This is a genomic window from Senegalia sp. (in: firmicutes) (genome assembly GCF_052088025.1).
Classification (GTDB): Bacteria; Bacillota; Clostridia; order Tissierellales; family SIT17; genus Anaeromonas.
On record NZ_JBQCYD010000022.1, the window covers coordinates 20,964 to 38,189 of the forward strand.

A 17,226-nucleotide genomic window follows, 5' to 3' on the forward strand; every position below is an offset into this window, starting at 1 on the left:
TTTACTAGATTTTTTATTGGTTTTCTGATATAATGATTTAACATTAATGTAATACAATCGTAATATTGGAGGCGAATTATGAAAGGTAAACTAATAGCTTTAATCTTAATAATATTTAGTTTTATAAGTTTTAATGGTGTTAATGCTGAAAAACCTGAAAAAACAGATGATTATAAATACGGACATAATTTTGATATAGGTTCTTACATAAGAATAAAAGAGCAGAATGAAAATTTTTTAAATGAATCAAAGGAAATCATTAGAAACAATGCAAGTAAAGTAAACTTTATTTCAGATAAAAAGAATAAATACTTTTTAAATAAAGATTTAGAATTTGATAAATTTATATTAAAGGGTGAAAGTGATTACACTGAAGTATGGATTGGAGAAGATATAGATAAAGATAATATAACAAATGAACAGATTGAAAAAATAATGCGTACATTTGATTCTAAAATATATCCTATAATAACAGACTTCTTTGGAAAACCTAATTTTCATGATGGAACAAATGCTAAATTAAATGAATTTATAGATATGAATGAAGAGTATTATTATGAAAATGATGGAAAAATAATATTACTTATAAATGATATAGATTCTAATACTACAGGATATTATTCTAATTTAGCAGAAGAATATGCAGATAGAAATATTATAACAATTGACAGTAGAATATTAGATAAAAGGATAGAAAAGGCATATTTTAATTCTCTAGTCCATGAATTTCAACATTTAATTCATTCAGATAATGATAAGGATGAAGAAATATGGTTAGATGAAATGATGAGTTCTTTTGCAGAAACTTTAGTGTTTAAAAATATAGATAAAAATAAGGTTGATTATTTTTCAAATGAGACATATGATTCGTTTACAAATTGGGGAAAAGAATTTGATATAGATACATCTACAAATCTAGCATATAGGGGAGAAGCTTATCTATTTGTATCATATTTATATGATAATTATGGAGAATGTTTTTTAAGAACTCTTGCTAAAGACAAAGACAATGGATTAGAAAGTATGGATAAACTATTAAAAGGTTTTTATAAAGATACTAATGCAAATAAGGTGTTTGAAAACTTTCATAAAAGATTAGATATAAACTAAGACGCATATTGCGTCTTTTATTTTGTTTGAAATAGATATATATATTTAAATTAAGGGTATAATTTAAATGTATATTAAACTATTAGGAGATGAAAAAAATGTATAAAAATGCTCTTCTTATATATAACGGCAATGCAGGTCAGGTCAGGAAGAAATGGATAAAATCTTGGGGAATATAACACCCATATTAACTAAAGGTATAGATAATTTAACCCTAGCCCAAACAAAGAATGCAGGAGATGCAGAAAATATTGCAAAAGAAAAAGGGAAAGATTATGAGCTTGTCATATCTTTAGGGGGAGATGGAACCTTACATGAAGTAATAAATGGTTTAGGGGCTATTAAAAAACCTCCAATAATTGGAGTATTGCCAGCAGGAACTTGTAATGATTTTGCAAGAGGCTTAAATATTCCGCTAAAATTAGAAGATGCAGCAGAAAAGATTATAGAGGGCAAAATAAAAAATATTGATATAGGTAAGGTAAATAATAGATATTTTACAAACTTTGTAGGCGCTGGTCTTATAACAGATATATCTGAAAATATAAATTCTGATAGTAAAAATATAATGGGTAGAATAAGTTATTATACATCTGCTATAAGAAGTATGAGTGATAAAAAACCTTTTAAGTTTACGCTAAAAACTGAAAAAGAAAAGATAAAAGATAATGCAGCAATGGTAATTGTAGTAAATGGAAATCATGTTGGAAGCAAATACGTACCAGTTAAAAGTATTTCTATGACAGATGGTTATTTTGATGTATTCATATTATATGATACAGGCCTTTCACTTATTATGAGATATTTAACAAATAGTGAGCAGTTTGAAGAAAAAATAGGAGAAGATCAAATAAAGCATATAAAAGCAAAGGAAATTAAATTACAAACAAAAAAAATATTATCACTTGATACAGATGGAGAAGTATATTTAAAAACTCCTATAAGTATAAATATAGTTGAAAAAGGACTGAAATTTATTGTAGGTTAATATTTTGTTGTTATCATATTCCTATAAGTATATAATAGATATATGAGTAATTTAGAAAGAGAGGGTAATATGATAGAAGAAAATGTTACAAGATTAAATATAAATAATAAAGAAATAATACTTATAGGAACAGCTCATGTGTCTAAAAAAAGTGCAGAGCAAGTAAAGGAAATAATAGATTTAGAAAAGCCCGATACAGTTGCAATAGAACTTGATAAAGGTAGATATAAATCCATAACTGAAGGTAAAAAATGGAGTGATACTGATATTGTATCTATAATAAAACAAAAAAAGGCCACATTACTTTTAGTAAATTTGATGATGAGTTCATTTCAAAAGAGGATGGCAAATCAATTTGGTATAAATCCGGGAGAAGAAATGATAACAGCAATAAATTCAGCAAAAGAAAATGATGCAAAGATAATCTTAGCTGATAGAGATATACAAATAACCTTTCAAAGAATTTGGAGAGGAATAGGATTTGCTGGAAAGATGAAGCTTTTAACAGGGCTTGTATATAGTATGTTCAGTGATGAAGAAGTTACAGAAGAAGATTTAGAAAGATTAAAAACAGAAGATATTTTAACTTCTATGCTAGATGATTTAAAGGATTCATTCCCAAAACTTAAAGCCACATTAATAGATGAAAGAGATAAATATCTGGCAGAAAAAATAAAAAATTCCCCAGGAGAAAAAATAGTAGCAGTACTTGGTGCAGGGCATATACCGGGTATAAAACAAGAAATTTATAAGGAAAATGATTTAAAAAAACTTAGAAAGCTTCCTAAAAAATCAAATACTTCAAAATATATAAAATGGGCTATACCTATAGCAATATTAGCTATAATAGTCTTTACACTATTTAATAGTAGGGAAATGGCACTAGATCAAGCTATTGGTTGGATAATATGGAATGGATCACTTTCGGGCCTAGGAGCACTCATAGCGCTTGCCCATCCACTTTCTATACTTACAGCTTTCATTGCAGCACCCATAAGCTCTCTTAATCCATTACTTGCAGCAGGATGGTTTGTAGGACTTACTGAAGCGTTTATTAGGAAGCCAAAGGTTCGTGACTTTGAGAATCTATCAGATGATATAACTACAGTAAAAGGATTTTGGAGGAACAAAGTAAGTCACATATTACTTGTAGTAGTACTTGCAAATCTCGGAAGTGTAGCAGGTACAATGATAGGTGGAGCAAATGTGGTTAAAATATTTTTAGATTTATTTTAAAAAACTCTCCTTCAGTAAATTTACTGAAGGAGAGTTTTAATTAATTAGCTGATAATTTTATTAATTCTAATACTATTTTAGCAGAACTTACAAGATCTTTTATATGCATGTGCTCCTCTAAAGTATGAGGTTTTCTTTCTCCAATACCTAGATTAACAGCTTTTATTCCATTAGCATTTAAAACATTAGTATCACTACCACCACCTGTAGAATTTAAGAAAGGTTTTACCCCTGCTTTCTCACAAGCTTCTTTAGTAATAGCTACAATATCATCATCTTCATCTATAAGAAAAGAACTATATACTCTTTCTACATTTATTTCTACTTTTGCATCAAAAGATTTAGCACTATTTTTAAAAGTTTCTACCATATGATTAGTTTGATTATCTAATTTTTCATCACTTAAACTTCTTGACTCAGCCTTGATATTTACTTCAGGAGTAACTATATTAGTAGCAGAACCACCTTCAATAATTCCTATATTAGCAGTTGTATCATCATCAATTCTAAGTAGATTCATTTTACTAATAGCATCAGATGCTACATTTATAGCACTTATTCCTTCTTCTGGTGCAACACCAGCATGTGCAGGTTTTCCTAGGACCTTAACATCTATCTTATCTTGAGCAGGACCTTGAATGATAATTTCACCAGGATCACCGCCACTATCTAATACAAAAGCTCTTTTAGAATTTATCTTATCATATTCTAAATTTTTAGCACCGTTTAGTCCACCTTCTTCATATACACTAAATACTACTTCAATAGGACCATGATCTATATTATTTTCTTTTATTACTTTTAAAGCTTCTATAACTGCTGCAATACCAGCCTTATCATCGCCACCTAATATTGTAGTGCCATCAGAATATATAATATCATCTTTTATAATAGGTTTTACTCCTACACTTGGAGAAACTGTATCCATATGACAAGAAAATAATATAGGTTCAGCTTGTATTTTACCATCAATTTTGGCAATGACATTTCCTGTGTTACATCCTATTTTTTCTCCACCATTATCAATATAAACATCAAAACCTAAGTCTTCTAATTCCTTAACTAAAAATTCTGCAAATTCCTTTTCATTTTTAGTAGGACTATCAATTTGTACATATTTCATAAATTCTTCAACAATTCTGTCTTTATTAATCATATACTCATCTCCTTTATTTCATTTTACACCATAACAACATAAAAATCACCCCATGGGGTGATTTTTATTTATGATGCTCTTATAAATGCTTCTGGTCCAATAGGAATCCCAAATGCATACCAAACAGCAAGTAATACTATCCAACCAAGTAAGAATATTAGCGAATATGGTACCATAGTTGAAATCAAAGTACCTATACCTGTATCTTCATCATATTTTTGAGCAAATACAACTATTACTGCAAAATAAGTCATAAGAGGAGATATTATATTAGTTGTAGAATCTCCTATACGATAAGCAAGTTGTGTAAACTCTGGTGAAAAGTTTAATCTATATAACATTGGAACAAATACAGGAGCCATGATACCCCATTTAGCTGAAGCTGATCCTATAAATAGGTTTATAAAGCCTGCAACTATAATAAATCCAATTATAAGTGGGAAACCTACAAAGCCTATAGATTCAAGGAAAGTTGCTCCACTTACTGCAAGTATTGTTCCTAAATTAGTATAAGCAAAATACTGTATAAATTGTGCTGCAAAGAATGCGAGTACTAAATATCCACCCATTGAAGCCATTGATTTAGACATAAACTTAACTACATCTTTATCATTTCTAACAGTTCCTGAAACCATACCAAAAGTTAAACCTGGGATTAAGAAAAACAACATAATTGCTGGTACTAATCCATCATGTGTAAATGCATCTAAAGAACCATCTACTCTTAATACAGCATTTTCAGGTATCATTAAAAATAACATTATGCCAGCAAAAACTAATACTGAAATACCTGCTGCTATTAAACCTTTTTTCTCTTTTGATGTAACTTCCATAGATTCATTATGATCTATTCCTTTATATTCTCCAAGTCTTGGCTCTACTATTCTTTCAGTTACCAAAGTACCAAGTATTGTAATAAGGAAAGTTGAAGCAACCATGAAATAATAGTTAGAAGTTGGAAGTATTGCCATATCCATTCCACTAGCCGTTAATGCTTCGTTTGTAATACCAGATAATAGCGGATCTAATGTACCTAGTAAAAGATTAGCTGAGAATCCTCCAGATACACCTGCAAAAGCAGCAGCAAGTCCTGCTAAAGGATGACGTTTAAAGCTTAAAAATACCATTGCACCAAGTGGTACAAGAACAACATAACCTGCATCTGATGCAATATTTGACATAACACCTGCAAATACAACAACTGCAGTTATAAGACTTTTTGGTGTACTTAAAACTAGTTTCTTAAGTGCAGCATTTATAAGTCCTGTACCTTCTGCAACTCCTACACCAAGCATTGCAACTAAAACCGTTCCAAGTGGTGCGAAACTTGTGAAGTTTGTTGTAGCTGAATTTATCATATACCTAAGACCATCAGCACTTAAAAGTGAAACAGCAGCTACTGTTTGATCTGCCTTTGCCTTTGCATCATAAAAGTCTACTGATAATCCGAACTTGAAAGCGATTTCAGATATGATGATAACAGCTAGAGCAAATAGCATAAAAATTGTTACTGGATGTGGAAGTTTATTTCCGACAGTTTCTATAATATTCAGAAACTTATTAAACAAGCCAGTTTTTTGCTTTTGTTTATTATTCATTATAATTCCTCCTAGATTTTTTTTAATTACTTTTTCATTTTATCAAATTTTTAGACTATTGTGTCTTACAATTTGTTAATGAGATTGAAAAATGTGCATATTGCTAAAATTTCAAATAAAAAATATCCTCTAGAATATTCTAGAGGATATTTTTTATAACTTAGTATTTAAAGCCCTAAGTGAGTTTAATACTGCAATAAATGTCACACCAACATCTGCAAATACTGCTGCCCACATTGACGCGAAACCTAATGCACCAAGGGCCAAAACTATAGCCTTCACACCTAAAGCAAAAATTATATTTTGATATACTATTTTTCTAGTATTTTTTGCTATTTTTATAGAATCTACTAGTTTAGAAGGCTCATCAGTCATAAGTACGACATCAGCTGCTTCTATAGCTGCATCTGAACCAAGTCCACCCATAGCTATACCAATATCTGCCCTTGCAAGAACTGGAGCATCATTTATACCGTCACCTACAAAAGCAATTTTACCTTTACCTCTATAATTCACATATAATTCTTCTAATTTTTCTACCTTACCATCAGGAAGTAGCTCAGTATATGCCTTATCTATATTTAATTCACTTGCTATCTTTTCACCAATAGCTTTGTTATCACCTGTAAGCATTACTGTTTTTGATATTCCTAATTCTTTGAGTTTCTTTAAAGCTTCTTTTGAATCCTTTTTTATCCTATCTGAAATTAGAATAGAACCTATAAACTCGTCATCTTTAGCAACATATATAATAGTACCAATTTCATCTATTTCAATTATATCTATATTATTTTTAATCATTAGTTTCTTATTACCAACAGATATTTTTGAGTCTTCATGATCTATTTCTATACCGTGACCTGCTATTTCATTATAATTTGATATATTACTTTTATCTATATCATCATCATATGAATCTAATATAGCAAGAGCTATAGGATGATTTGAAAAACTTTCTGCATATGCTGCATATTTTAGTAAATCACTTTCACTATATCCATTATAAGATGAAGTTTTTGTTACAGTAAATACTCCTTCAGTTAAAGAACCTGTTTTATCAAATACGGCAATATCTATATCATTTAATGCTTCAAGATAATTTCCACCCTTAACTAAGATTCCATTTTTAGAAGCAGAACCAATTCCTCCAAAAAAACCAAGAGGAATAGATACAACAAGAGCACAAGGACAAGATATAACTAAAAATACAAGGCCTCTATATAACCAATCATTAAACTGTGCACCATCTATAAATATTGTTGGGATTAATACCAGAGCAAGGGCTGAAAATACTACTACTGGTGTATAGTACCTAGCAAATTTAGTGATGAATTTTTCAGTAGGTGCTTTTCTATTACCTGCATTTTCAACTAGATCTAGTACTTTTGCTACAGTAGATTCACCAAATGTTTTGCTAACTTCTATAGTCAAAAGACCATTTTTATTTATAAAACCAGCAAGTACATCTTCATTTACTTTAACAGAGCGGGGAACTGATTCACCAGTTAAAGCAGAAGTATCAACCATTGACTTTCCTTCTATTACCATACCATCTAAAGGAACTTTTTCTCCAGGCTTTACTATTATAGTATCTCCAATACTTACACTTTCTGGATCAACCTTTTTATAATCACCATCTACAAGTAAATTAGCATAATCTGGTCTAATATCCATAAGAGACTTTATAGAATTTCTAGAGCGATTAACAGCTATATCTTGAAAAATCTCACCAAGTTCATAAAAGAGCATTACAGCTACACCTTCAGGATATTCTCCTATAAAAAAAGCACCAAGTGTTGCTATACTCATGAGGAAATTTTCATCAAAAACCTGACCACGACTTATGTTTTTAACTGAGGTTAAAAGAACATTCCCACCTATTAAAATATAGGATATTATAAAAAGAGTAAGTTCTATAGTGTTAGAAAAATTACCTATTATAGCAGCTAAAAAGATAAGGATACCAATGGATAATTTTAGAATTTTACCTTTTCCTATAGTATCGATTATGTTGTATTCTTCCTCTAATTCTTTTTCTTTTAATTTTTTCTTGTCCTCATATTCAAATATTCCTACTTGAGGTTCTATTTTTTTTATTATTTCTTTTGATTGATTCAAAATTTCTTTTGCCTTTTTTTCATTGTTTATATCAATAACTAAATTACCATTAGAAAAATTTATAACTGCATTATTTACATCCTCTAAACTAGAAATTCTTCTTTCTATTTTACCAGCACAATTAGCACAAGATAAACCTTTTAATATTAATTTCTTTTCTATACTCATTAAAATTCTCTCCTTTCTATTTATGACAAATATGTTTAAGACCAGAGTTTAATATTTCATAGATATGTTCATCATCTAATGAATAAAAAACAGTCCTACCTTCTTTTCTATATTTTACAACACCCTTATCTTTTAAGCTTCTTAATTGATGAGAAATTGCTGACTGGCTCATACTAAGAAGTTCAGCTATATCACATACACACATTTCAGATTCATAAAGGGCATATATTATCTTTATGCGAGTAGGGTCACCAAATACCTTGAAAAAATCAGCCAAGTTTAAAAGACAATTATCTTTGGGCAAATCCTTTTTCACATCTTTAAGTACATCTTCATGTATAGTATTACAAGAGCAAGTTGGAATATCTTTTGTCATAATTACACCCCATTAAATTATACTTGAATATATGAGCAACTATTCATATATTATTATATACCCCAAATTAATTTTTTACAAGCATAAATATGATAAAATAATAGTGGTGATAAAACTTATGAATATTAAAATATCAGTAAGGGAATTAGTTGAATTTATACTTAGAAGTGGTGATATAGATTCGACATATAGAGGAAAGAATAGAATGAGTGATGGAACTAAAATCCACTCTAAAATACAAAAAAGTATGGATGAAAATTATTCATCTGAAGTTACACTTAAAACTGAAATTGAATTTTCTGATTTGAAACTTAGGGTAGCTGGTAGGGCAGATGGTATTATAAAAGAAGAAGAAAAGATAATAATTGATGAAATAAAATCAACCACTAGAGATTTAGAAAAAATAGATGAAAATTTTAATGATTTGCATTGGGCACAGGCCAAATGCTATGGATATATTTATGCTAAGGATAATGAATTATCAAGTATTGATATTCAACTTACCTATGTAGAGTTAGATACAGAAGAAATTAAAAAGATAAGAAAATCTTATAGATTTAATGAATTAGAAATATTTTTCAAAGATTTAACAGATAGATACTATATATGGGCAAAACTTTCTAGAGATTGGATAGAAAAAAGAGATGAATCTATAAAAGCTTTAGAATTTCCTTTTGATAGATATAGGAAAGGTCAGAGAAAATTAGCGGTAGGTGTATATAGAACTATAGAAGAAAAAAAGAAATTATTTGTAGAAGCACCAACTGGAATAGGTAAGACGATTTCTACACTTTTTCCAGCCATAAAAGCTATAGGTGAAAACAAGGGAGAGAAGATGTTTTATCTTACAGCCAAAACTATAACTAGAACTGTAGCAGAAGATTCCTTTGATATACTAGAAAAAAGGGGCTTGAATTTAAAAGAATTACCTTAACAGCAAAAGATAAGATATGCTTTGAAAAAGATAAGACTTGTAATCCTGATGAATGCAAGTTTGCAAAGGGACATTTTGATAGGGTAAATGATGCAATATATGAATTAATTACAAAAGAAGACAATGTTTCACGTGAAACCATAGAGAAATATGCGAAAAAACATGAAGTATGTCCCTTTGAATTTTCTCTAGATTTAAGCATATGGGCAGATGGTATAATATGTGATTATAATTATGTGTTTGATCCTCAAGCAAAATTAAAGAGATTCTTTTTTGAAGAAAAAAACAAATATATATATTTGATAGATGAAGCTCATAATCTAGTAGATAGGGCACGAGAAATGTTTTCAGCTGAACTTTTTAAAAGAGACATATTAGATATGAAAAGATTGTTTAAAGATATTGAGCCCAAAATATCAAAAATATTAGATAGGATAAATAGAGAATTTTTGAAATTAAAAAAATTATGTAAAGACAAAGATTATCATATTCAAAAGGAAGAAGTAGAAGATATTTATTATCCACTAAAAAAATTCATAAAATTAGCAGATAATTGGCTAATAGAAAATGGTGATAAAAAAGAACATGCAGATTTATTAGATTTATATTTTAAAATAGTATCTTTTTTAAGGGTATCTGAAGATTATAGTGAAAAGTTTGTAACTTATATTGAAAGAAAAGATAAAGATATATTAGTAAAATTATTTTGCCTGGATCCTTCATATTTATTATCAAATACATTAAATAGTGGACTTTCAGCAATATTGTTTTCAGCCACACTTTCACCCATGGAATATTTCAAGGATATATTAGGTGGCAGTAAAGATGATAATATGATGAAGTTAGAATCACCTTTTGATAGGGAAAATCTAAAAGTAGTAATAGAGGATAAAATATCTACAAAATATAGAAATAGAAAATATTCCTATGAAAAACTAGCAGATAAAATCTATCAAGCAAGTAAATACAAAAAGGGAAATTATATGGCATTTTTTCCTTCCTATAAATATATGCAAGATGTATATGAGGTTTTTATTGAAAGATATTCAAATATAGCTACAATAATTCAATTTGGTGGAATGAAAGAAGAAGAAAGAGAAGAATTTTTGAATAAATTCATAGATAAACCAAAAGAAACACTAGTATCATTTGCAGTAATGGGTGGGATATTTTCTGAAGGAATAGATTTAAAGGGCGAAAGACTTACAGGGGCTATAGTAGTAGGAGTAGGACTTCCAAAAATTTGCCTAGAGCGAAATATAATAAGAGATTATTTCAATGAAAAAAATGGACTAGGATATGAATATGCCTATATGTATCCAGGTATGAACAAGGTGCTTCAAGCAGCTGGTAGAGTAATAAGGACAGAAAATGATAAGGGTATAGTATGTTTAATAGATGAAAGATTTTCATATAAAAGTTACAAGGATATATTTCCACCTCATTTGAGATAAAATTAGAGGTAATAAAATCGATGAACAGTACTTTTATCGGCGTGAATGACATTTATTGTTGTTCATACTGATAAAAATGTCATTCGTCGATTTGAGATTTAAATATAATTAATTATTATATCTATAAATGCTTGAATATCTTTTAAGTTAGAATGTAATATATCATATACTATAGCTCTATCTAATTTTAAATAATCGTGAACAAGAATATTTCTAAAACTTGCCATATCACTTAAATTTTCTTTTAAGTTAAAATCTATAATTTCATTTTCATATAAAACTTCGAATATATCTCTATTACTTTCTGGTTTCCTGTAATTTGAATCAGAGATAATATGATTTGACATATCGATTATAGATTCAATAGTTAAATGTAGAAATCTTTCAGCAGCACCATAAAAAATAGGGTTTTTTAGATATTCATTTTTACTACATTTCTTTATATCATTTAAATAATTAATATATTCTTTTGCTTTAGATAATCTAATAACTATAACATTTCTATTTACCATATTTAAACTCCTTTAGTTTTCATGTTTTCAAGTACCTTTTCATTGTATATATCACTATAATATTTAAAATCAAAGTATTCTCTTAAAACTAATGATTCAAATGTAGCTCTATTTAAGTTATCTTTTATAACAATTCCATCTTTAATTACTTCATACTTTAAAAATATAGAAGCTTTATCAAGAGATATGATATCTACGTTTTTATCAAAAAATTTAGAAGCAGAATCTATTATTTCGCCTCGAATAAGCATATCTTTCATATTATTATAGTTATTTTTAAATTTAACAGCTACATCAATATCACTTAATTTATTTTCCTTTCCCTTAGCTATAGATCCAAATAAATATGCAAATTCAATTTCATGTTTATTATCAATATGATTAATGAATCTTTTTATAGAATTTTTTAATTTCTCATCCATCAAACTCATCCTTTAATTATATCATTAAATAAATTATATCATACATATATAATTTATTTAATGATATAATTATTACATACAAAATATTCTAAATAAGATTAAGAATTTCAAATAGTATATTATATAAGACCAAACAAAAGAATAGAAAATTTAAATATAAAATGGATAATATGAAAAAAAATAAAGTTTTATTAACAGCCTATAAAGACGTATTATTTTCTAGCAATCAAAAAATATTTCAAATGGAAATATTAATAGATGATACAAAAACCAATGCTATATTAAAAAAGAAAATGTTAAAAGGTGAAATGGAATATAAAAATAAAATTATTTATATTGAAAGTATTGATGATGAAGAGGTGGAATTAGGTAGTTTTGATAATCTGTTTTTCATTGAAAATGAAGATTAATAGAAAGGAAAAAAAGTATGGATAAATATAATAATATAAAATTAATGGATAGTAAAAAATTATATAATATTTTTGAATATATGAATGAAAGGCTAAAAGAGAATCAACTAGAACTAGAAATAACTATATATGGTGGTTCTATCATGACACTTGTATATGATAATAGACCTGCAACAAAAGATATTGATTGTGTAATAAATGAAACTAATGATAAATTATTGAAAAATATATTAGATTCAACAAAGTTAGTCTTCAATCTATCAGATAATTGGTTAAATGAAGAAATAAAGGAACCTTTAAAATATTTATTAAAAGAAGATAAAGAGACATACCAAAATTTTTCTAATCTAAAACTATTAAAGCCAAAAGTTGAGCAACTACTAGCAATGAAAATATTAGCAGCAAGACCAGAACCAGCTAAAGATTTCATAGATGCGTATATATTATGCAAAGATCTAAATATAAGAACGAAAGAAGAATTAATTAATATAATATCAGAATATATACCATTAAAATTAATAGGGGAAAGACAACTAAACTTTATAAAATATTTAGGAGATGATTTAGGATATGATTGGAAATAAATATTTAGCTGAATTATATTCCTATGAAGATCAAAATACTGGAATTAATCAGTTATTAGAATTACTTAAATATAAAGATCAAAATTTTTTAAAAAGCTTAACGGAGTTTCCTGTAAATTTAAATAAGTGTACAGAAGATGAGATGAAATATCTTACAATTGTTTCAGCTCTTATAGATTATTATTTACAAATTAATACGATCGAAGTACCAGAGTGGTTAAGAGATAATAGATTAGCATTTAAATATCCATATTATCATTCCAAAAGACTAACTGACTTTGAAAAATTCAAATTATTATATTCAAGTACAGGACCTTTTGCACGTAGAAATGTATATTTTGATTTGAAAGGGCTAGAGAGAATATAAAAATTTATATTAAAACTATGAGTTATTACATGCAGAGCACGAGTTATTACATGTTGAAAAAAATATGCTTATTTTCATGATATAATTTTTCTAATAAAATATTTATTAGGAGGAATTACATGACTGAAAAAACAGCTTTAAAAATATCAACTTTACTTGCAGGATTTGCTTTTCTTATGACACTTATGAATGTAAATAGTACATGTCTTGTAATGATGCATCAACCTAAATTACCTGAAGGTTCAGAAAAACTAAGAAAAGGGAATTAAAATATGGGGTTTGAAAATATGGTAAATGGATTTATAAAAAATAATATTATAGAAAAAAAGGATAAAGATATTTATATACATGGATTAAAACATGGTGTATTTATGATATTAAATATAATAAGTATAATCATAATAGGCATATTATTTAATATGCTATTAGAAAGTATAATTTTCATTCTTGCTTATTCACCACTTCGTTCATATGCTGGAGGTTATCATGCAGATACTATACTAAACTGCTATATATTTTCTATAGCTTTAACTATAATTGCAATGATATCTATAAAACATATTCCACCATTAAACTACACTATATTATTTTTAACGATTGTTTCAGCAGGTTTAGTATTTTTATTAGCACCTGTAGAAAGTATTAATAAACCTTTATCTAAAGAAGAAAGAAAGCAATATAAAAATATCGCAAGGATAATGTGCGCTATAGAGATAGTTATAGTTGTGATATTTTTAATATTTAATATTAACAGTATTGCACTTACAATATCAATATCTTTATTTGTACTTGCTCTCATGCTTTTATTTGGGAAGGTATAATAAAGTTATAAATAAAGTAGTAATTTCACAGTAAACATATTATCATCATAATTATAAACTAAGTCCCCATCATATTTTTTTAATATATATTTAACATTTTTAAGTCCTATACCATGACTAAATTTATCTTTTTTTATGGTTAGGATTTCTTTTTGTTCTTCTACTATTTTTCCATCAAATGTGTTTTTCAACTGCATATGAATTATATTTTTATTATATATTATACTAATACTTATATATCTTTTTTCTTTATTTAATTTAAATGTAGCCTCTATAGCATTATCTATTAAATTTCCAATTATTATATTCATATCAAATGAATCTAGTTCTAAATCATATGGAATTTTTAGATTTAAATCCACATCTATATCAATTGATTTTGCATATTGAATTTTATAGTTTAATATACTATCGATATCTACATTACCTGAATGAGCAAACTCTTTTTTATTAGTAGAAGAATTATTAATTCTTTCTATATAATGTAGTGCTTTTCTCTTTTCATCATTATTTATATAGTTTTCAATAGCTATAAGATGATTTTTTAAATCATGTCTTGTAGCTCTAACTTTGTTATAAGAAGATTTCATTATTTTAAACTGTTGCTCATAATATTCATTTTGTTTTTCTAATAATTCATTTTGAATCTTTTCTTTATATCTTCTATTTAACACATCATACAAATAAAATGTAACTATATTTAATGTAAATAATATAGATATAGATGCTAATAACTCATATCTATTTAAATTGCTATTTTGAAATAATATTATTGCTAAATACATAGAGCCTAAAGGAATGAAAAATACAGAAAACCAATAAGTATTAGGCAAGTCTATTTCATTTCTTAAATTTGCAGCTCCTTCAAATATTAAAATAATAAGGTAGGTTATTATTCTAGTAAATATGATAATAGGAAGACTCATATACTCTGATTCTATAATATTTAAACGTATATTATTTAAAAGTAAAGTTAATATAAATTCTGAAAACATAAGTATTGAAATGATAAAAAAGGTAGAAATAAATTTCTTTTTTAAAGAAGATTTATAATTAAATGATAATAGAAAAAACAAGATGATATTTATAAATAAAGTAAGTAGAGGTATATTGAATTTTAAAAAAGCAAAAGAAATTATAATATAAAAAGTAAAGTAAGATAATATCTCATTCTTTTTAATTTTTTTTCTTTCAAAAAAGACTCCCATAAATCTAAATATTGTATATACATATAAAGTATTTATTACAAGATAAAATAGTATATAGTTAGTAGAATTCATTAAATATCACCCATTTTCATTTGAATATCTCTTACGTTTTTTCTATAAGTTTGACTAATATTTATTATAGTTTCATCTAGCAAGGTTACTTTATCATATTTAAAAACCTTCACTTGATTTATATTTATCAGATAAGATCTATGAATAAATATAAATCCAAAATCTTTTAACTTTTTATGAATTTCTTTTAAACTACCATAAAAAGTATCAATTTCATCCTTAGTATATATATTTATTTGTCTTGTATCACTTTCAAAATAAATTATATCTGAAATAAGAAAGCTATACTCTTTTTTATTTTTATTATAAGTAAAAAGTTCTACACTCGTATTTATTAGATTTAAAAAGATATTAAACACCTTGTCCACTTTTTCTGTAGTCAATGGTTTAATTAAAAAGTTTAAAGGCCTTACAGAAAAGAGTTCCATAGCATATGAAGTTTTACTTGAAATGTATATTATTTGAGTAGACTGATTATTCATGTCTTCTCTTATTTTTCTTCCTAAATCCACACCACTCATATTACCTAGTTCAATATCTAGAAAAATTAAATTATAATGAGCATTGTGATTTAATTTTTCATACAGACTTTCTGCATTGAAAAATATATCTATATTAATTTTTATATTATACCTGGTGGTAACATTATATAAAATATCTTCTAATTGATTACATATGGTGTTTTCATCATCACATATAGCTATATTTAACATTGATGTACCCCCTAGCTAATTTTAATAATTCCCCTTATATGGTAATTATATCATAAGAAAATGAAAAGGAAAGATTAAAAAAACTATGAGTTATTACATGCAGAAGATGAGTTATTACATGGTGGGAAAAATTATTGAATATTATGTTAGTATATAACCATAGTAAAGGAAAGCAGGTATGTATAAGTCATAAGCTTAATAAATAAGTTGTATCAGAAAACGAATATAAAGTAAAATAGGAGGTAAAAAAGATGAAAAAATTAGTAATAAGTTTTATAATGTTAGTTTTAGTATTCTCAACAATGAATGTATCAGCAAGTAATTTAAAAGAAAAAGATGATTTCAAGGCAGATGAAATAAGGATAGAGTTAAAAAAATTAGGTGTTGAAGAAAATATAATTAATGACCTCATTGATAAAGCTAAAAGAGGTGAAATATGGGATTCACTAAGTGGAGAATATTCAGATTTAAAACCACAAATAGTTAGGGATGGATATACAAAGACTATATATCCTGATGGTTCAGTATCTGTTACAACAATTAATAAGCCTATAACTCCAAAAATTGTTACTGGAGGAGATTGGACGTCTGGTTCAGGATATAGAGCTGTAAAAGGAGCTTTAGTTAAAGAAAATAATGGAGTAATTTCTATGAAATTTTATGCTGACTTTGAACAACACTATACTGGTACAGCAATTATTACGAAAGTACGTGATCCCGAAATAACTACAGCTGGATTATATTCTAATGAAACACTAAAGATATATAAAGGTAGTCGAAACCCAGCTAAGGCTAGGTTATCAGCAAAGGTAGAGATTAAAGGGTGGTTTTCAACTACAGCTTGGTTACAATTAAATGTAAATGGTACTAAAGCTTGGACTACAAATAATTAGTTATTAAATTACTATTATAATAAGTAAACTATAGTGCTAGTATATAAATAGGTCAACCTAAACATAATAAATTCTATTTCTGATAT

General features: G+C 27.0%; 18 protein-coding genes and 1 pseudogene. 11 read left to right on the plus strand and 8 right to left on the minus strand.

Annotated features, from left to right (window positions below; genetic code table 11):
* The first annotated feature begins 78 nt into the window (after positions 1–78).
* The 3 genes and pseudogenes from ACTHUW_RS07675 to ACTHUW_RS07685 all read left to right on the plus strand — a co-directional run bounded on the left by ACTHUW_RS07675 (position 79) and on the right by ACTHUW_RS07685 (position 3,334).
* Entirely contained in the window at positions 79–1,110 is a 1,032-nt protein-coding gene (locus ACTHUW_RS07675) for a hypothetical protein (RefSeq protein ID WP_442197674.1), read from the plus strand.
* A gap of 148 nt (positions 1,111–1,258) precedes the next feature.
* Positions 1,259–2,098, plus strand: a pseudogene (locus tag ACTHUW_RS07680) (diacylglycerol/lipid kinase family protein); the annotation flags it as partial.
* A gap of 69 nt (positions 2,099–2,167) precedes the next feature.
* Entirely contained in the window at positions 2,168–3,334 is a 1,167-nt protein-coding gene (locus tag ACTHUW_RS07685; RefSeq protein WP_442197675.1) for a TraB/GumN family protein, read from the plus strand.
* A gap of 40 nt (positions 3,335–3,374) precedes the next feature.
* Here the strand turns inward: ACTHUW_RS07685 and ACTHUW_RS07690 are convergent, their stop codons facing one another.
* The 4 genes from ACTHUW_RS07690 to ACTHUW_RS07705 all read right to left on the minus strand — a co-directional run bounded on the left by ACTHUW_RS07690 (position 3,375) and on the right by ACTHUW_RS07705 (position 8,750).
* On the minus strand, positions 3,375–4,490 hold the full coding sequence (locus ACTHUW_RS07690) for a M20/M25/M40 family metallo-hydrolase (protein ID WP_442197676.1): 1,116 nt from the start codon (positions 4,488–4,490) through the stop codon (positions 3,375–3,377).
* A gap of 68 nt (positions 4,491–4,558) precedes the next feature.
* Positions 4,559–6,088, minus strand: a complete 1,530-nt coding sequence (locus ACTHUW_RS07695) for an AbgT family transporter (protein WP_442197677.1) — start codon at positions 6,086–6,088, stop codon at positions 4,559–4,561.
* A gap of 153 nt (positions 6,089–6,241) precedes the next feature.
* The gene (locus tag ACTHUW_RS07700; protein WP_442198429.1) at positions 6,242–8,374 is read right to left on the minus strand and encodes a heavy metal translocating P-type ATPase; all 2,133 of its coding nucleotides are present in this window, start codon (positions 8,372–8,374) and stop codon (positions 6,242–6,244) included.
* Between the two features lie 16 nt (positions 8,375–8,390).
* The gene (locus ACTHUW_RS07705) at positions 8,391–8,750 is read right to left on the minus strand and encodes an ArsR/SmtB family transcription factor (RefSeq protein WP_442198428.1); all 360 of its coding nucleotides are present in this window, start codon (positions 8,748–8,750) and stop codon (positions 8,391–8,393) included.
* A gap of 118 nt (positions 8,751–8,868) precedes the next feature.
* On the opposite strand from ACTHUW_RS07705, the gene ACTHUW_RS07710 reads away from it, so the two are divergent.
* Together ACTHUW_RS07710 and ACTHUW_RS07715 are read left to right on the plus strand one after the other, a co-directional pair.
* The gene (locus ACTHUW_RS07710; RefSeq protein WP_442212904.1) at positions 8,869–9,684 is read left to right on the plus strand and encodes a DEAD/DEAH box helicase; all 816 of its coding nucleotides are present in this window, start codon (positions 8,869–8,871) and stop codon (positions 9,682–9,684) included.
* A gap of 14 nt (positions 9,685–9,698) precedes the next feature.
* Positions 9,699–11,138 (plus strand): ATP-dependent DNA helicase, encoded by a 1,440-nt coding sequence (locus ACTHUW_RS07715; RefSeq protein WP_442212906.1) that lies wholly within the window; start codon positions 9,699–9,701, stop codon positions 11,136–11,138.
* Between the two features lie 98 nt (positions 11,139–11,236).
* Here the strand turns inward: ACTHUW_RS07715 and hepT are convergent, their stop codons facing one another.
* Together hepT and mntA are read right to left on the minus strand one after the other, a co-directional pair.
* The gene (gene hepT / locus ACTHUW_RS07720; protein ID WP_442198426.1) at positions 11,237–11,650 is read right to left on the minus strand and encodes a type VII toxin-antitoxin system HepT family RNase toxin; all 414 of its coding nucleotides are present in this window, start codon (positions 11,648–11,650) and stop codon (positions 11,237–11,239) included.
* Positions 11,651–11,652: 2 nt separating this feature from the next.
* Positions 11,653–12,072: a type VII toxin-antitoxin system MntA family adenylyltransferase antitoxin gene (gene mntA, locus ACTHUW_RS07725; RefSeq protein WP_442198425.1), complete on the minus strand. Its 420-nt coding sequence runs from the start codon at positions 12,070–12,072 to the stop codon at positions 11,653–11,655.
* Positions 12,073–12,242: 170 nt separating this feature from the next.
* Between mntA and ACTHUW_RS07730 the strand changes: the two genes are divergently transcribed.
* From ACTHUW_RS07730 to ACTHUW_RS07750, 5 genes are all read left to right on the plus strand, one after another.
* Positions 12,243–12,482 carry a hypothetical protein gene (locus tag ACTHUW_RS07730; protein ID WP_442199097.1) on the plus strand — a complete coding sequence of 80 codons (240 nt, stop codon included), beginning with the start codon at positions 12,243–12,245 and terminating at the stop codon, positions 12,480–12,482.
* A gap of 17 nt (positions 12,483–12,499) precedes the next feature.
* Positions 12,500–13,066 (plus strand): DUF6036 family nucleotidyltransferase, encoded by a 567-nt coding sequence (locus ACTHUW_RS07735; RefSeq protein ID WP_442198423.1) that lies wholly within the window; start codon positions 12,500–12,502, stop codon positions 13,064–13,066.
* Positions 13,053–13,433 carry a hypothetical protein gene (locus tag ACTHUW_RS07740; RefSeq protein ID WP_442198422.1) on the plus strand — a complete coding sequence of 127 codons (381 nt, stop codon included), beginning with the start codon at positions 13,053–13,055 and terminating at the stop codon, positions 13,431–13,433. Before ACTHUW_RS07735 ends, ACTHUW_RS07740 begins: the two co-directional genes overlap by 14 nt.
* A gap of 119 nt (positions 13,434–13,552) precedes the next feature.
* Positions 13,553–13,702, plus strand: coding sequence for a cyclic lactone autoinducer peptide (locus ACTHUW_RS07745; RefSeq protein WP_442198421.1), 150 nt, complete (start codon positions 13,553–13,555; stop codon positions 13,700–13,702).
* 18 nt (positions 13,703–13,720) lie between these two features.
* Positions 13,721–14,254: an accessory gene regulator ArgB-like protein gene (locus ACTHUW_RS07750; protein ID WP_442211078.1), complete on the plus strand. Its 534-nt coding sequence runs from the start codon at positions 13,721–13,723 to the stop codon at positions 14,252–14,254.
* A 5-nt stretch (positions 14,255–14,259) separates the two neighbouring features.
* Here ACTHUW_RS07750 and ACTHUW_RS07755 read toward each other — a convergent pair whose 3' ends face one another.
* A complete protein-coding gene (locus ACTHUW_RS07755; RefSeq protein ID WP_442199778.1) occupies positions 14,260–15,534 on the minus strand; it encodes a sensor histidine kinase in 1,275 nt (424 codons plus the stop codon).
* A complete protein-coding gene (locus ACTHUW_RS07760; protein ID WP_442198418.1) occupies positions 15,534–16,247 on the minus strand; it encodes a LytR/AlgR family response regulator transcription factor in 714 nt (237 codons plus the stop codon). The genes ACTHUW_RS07755 and ACTHUW_RS07760 overlap by 1 nt, the downstream gene beginning before the upstream one ends.
* Positions 16,248–16,498: 251 nt before the next feature.
* Between ACTHUW_RS07760 and ACTHUW_RS07765 the strand changes: the two genes are divergently transcribed.
* On the plus strand, positions 16,499–17,140 hold the full coding sequence (locus tag ACTHUW_RS07765; RefSeq protein ID WP_442198417.1) for a hypothetical protein: 642 nt from the start codon (positions 16,499–16,501) through the stop codon (positions 17,138–17,140).
* Positions 17,141–17,226 lie beyond the last annotated feature (86 nt).

Bases quoted from the DNA above. Each gene is read 5' to 3' on its own strand.
- ACTHUW_RS07730 (WP_442199097.1), top strand. From the start codon at position 12,243: ATGAAAAAAAATAAAGTTTTATTAACAGCCTATAAAGACGTATTATTT.
- ACTHUW_RS07745 (WP_442198421.1), top strand. From the start codon at position 13,553: ATGACTGAAAAAACAGCTTTAAAAATATCAACTTTACTTGCAGGATTT.
- hepT (WP_442198426.1), bottom strand. From the start codon at position 11,650: ATGGTAAATAGAAATGTTATAGTTATTAGATTATCTAAAGCAAAAGAA.
- ACTHUW_RS07700 (WP_442198429.1), bottom strand. From the start codon at position 8,374: ATGAGTATAGAAAAGAAATTAATATTAAAAGGTTTATCTTGTGCTAAT.
- ACTHUW_RS07735 (WP_442198423.1), top strand. From the start codon at position 12,500: ATGGATAAATATAATAATATAAAATTAATGGATAGTAAAAAATTATAT.
- ACTHUW_RS07710 (WP_442212904.1), top strand. From the start codon at position 8,869: ATGAATATTAAAATATCAGTAAGGGAATTAGTTGAATTTATACTTAGA.
- mntA (WP_442198425.1), bottom strand. From the start codon at position 12,072: ATGGATGAGAAATTAAAAAATTCTATAAAAAGATTCATTAATCATATT.
- ACTHUW_RS07690 (WP_442197676.1), bottom strand. From the start codon at position 4,490: ATGATTAATAAAGACAGAATTGTTGAAGAATTTATGAAATATGTACAA.
- ACTHUW_RS07760 (WP_442198418.1), bottom strand. From the start codon at position 16,247: ATGTTAAATATAGCTATATGTGATGATGAAAACACCATATGTAATCAA.
- ACTHUW_RS07740 (WP_442198422.1), top strand. From the start codon at position 13,053: ATGATTGGAAATAAATATTTAGCTGAATTATATTCCTATGAAGATCAA.
- ACTHUW_RS07750 (WP_442211078.1), top strand. From the start codon at position 13,721: ATGGTAAATGGATTTATAAAAAATAATATTATAGAAAAAAAGGATAAA.
- ACTHUW_RS07765 (WP_442198417.1), top strand. From the start codon at position 16,499: ATGAAAAAATTAGTAATAAGTTTTATAATGTTAGTTTTAGTATTCTCA.
- ACTHUW_RS07685 (WP_442197675.1), top strand. From the start codon at position 2,168: ATGATAGAAGAAAATGTTACAAGATTAAATATAAATAATAAAGAAATA.
- ACTHUW_RS07705 (WP_442198428.1), bottom strand. From the start codon at position 8,750: ATGACAAAAGATATTCCAACTTGCTCTTGTAATACTATACATGAAGAT.
- ACTHUW_RS07675 (WP_442197674.1), top strand. From the start codon at position 79: ATGAAAGGTAAACTAATAGCTTTAATCTTAATAATATTTAGTTTTATA.
- ACTHUW_RS07695 (WP_442197677.1), bottom strand. From the start codon at position 6,088: ATGAATAATAAACAAAAGCAAAAAACTGGCTTGTTTAATAAGTTTCTG.
- ACTHUW_RS07755 (WP_442199778.1), bottom strand. From the start codon at position 15,534: ATGAATTCTACTAACTATATACTATTTTATCTTGTAATAAATACTTTA.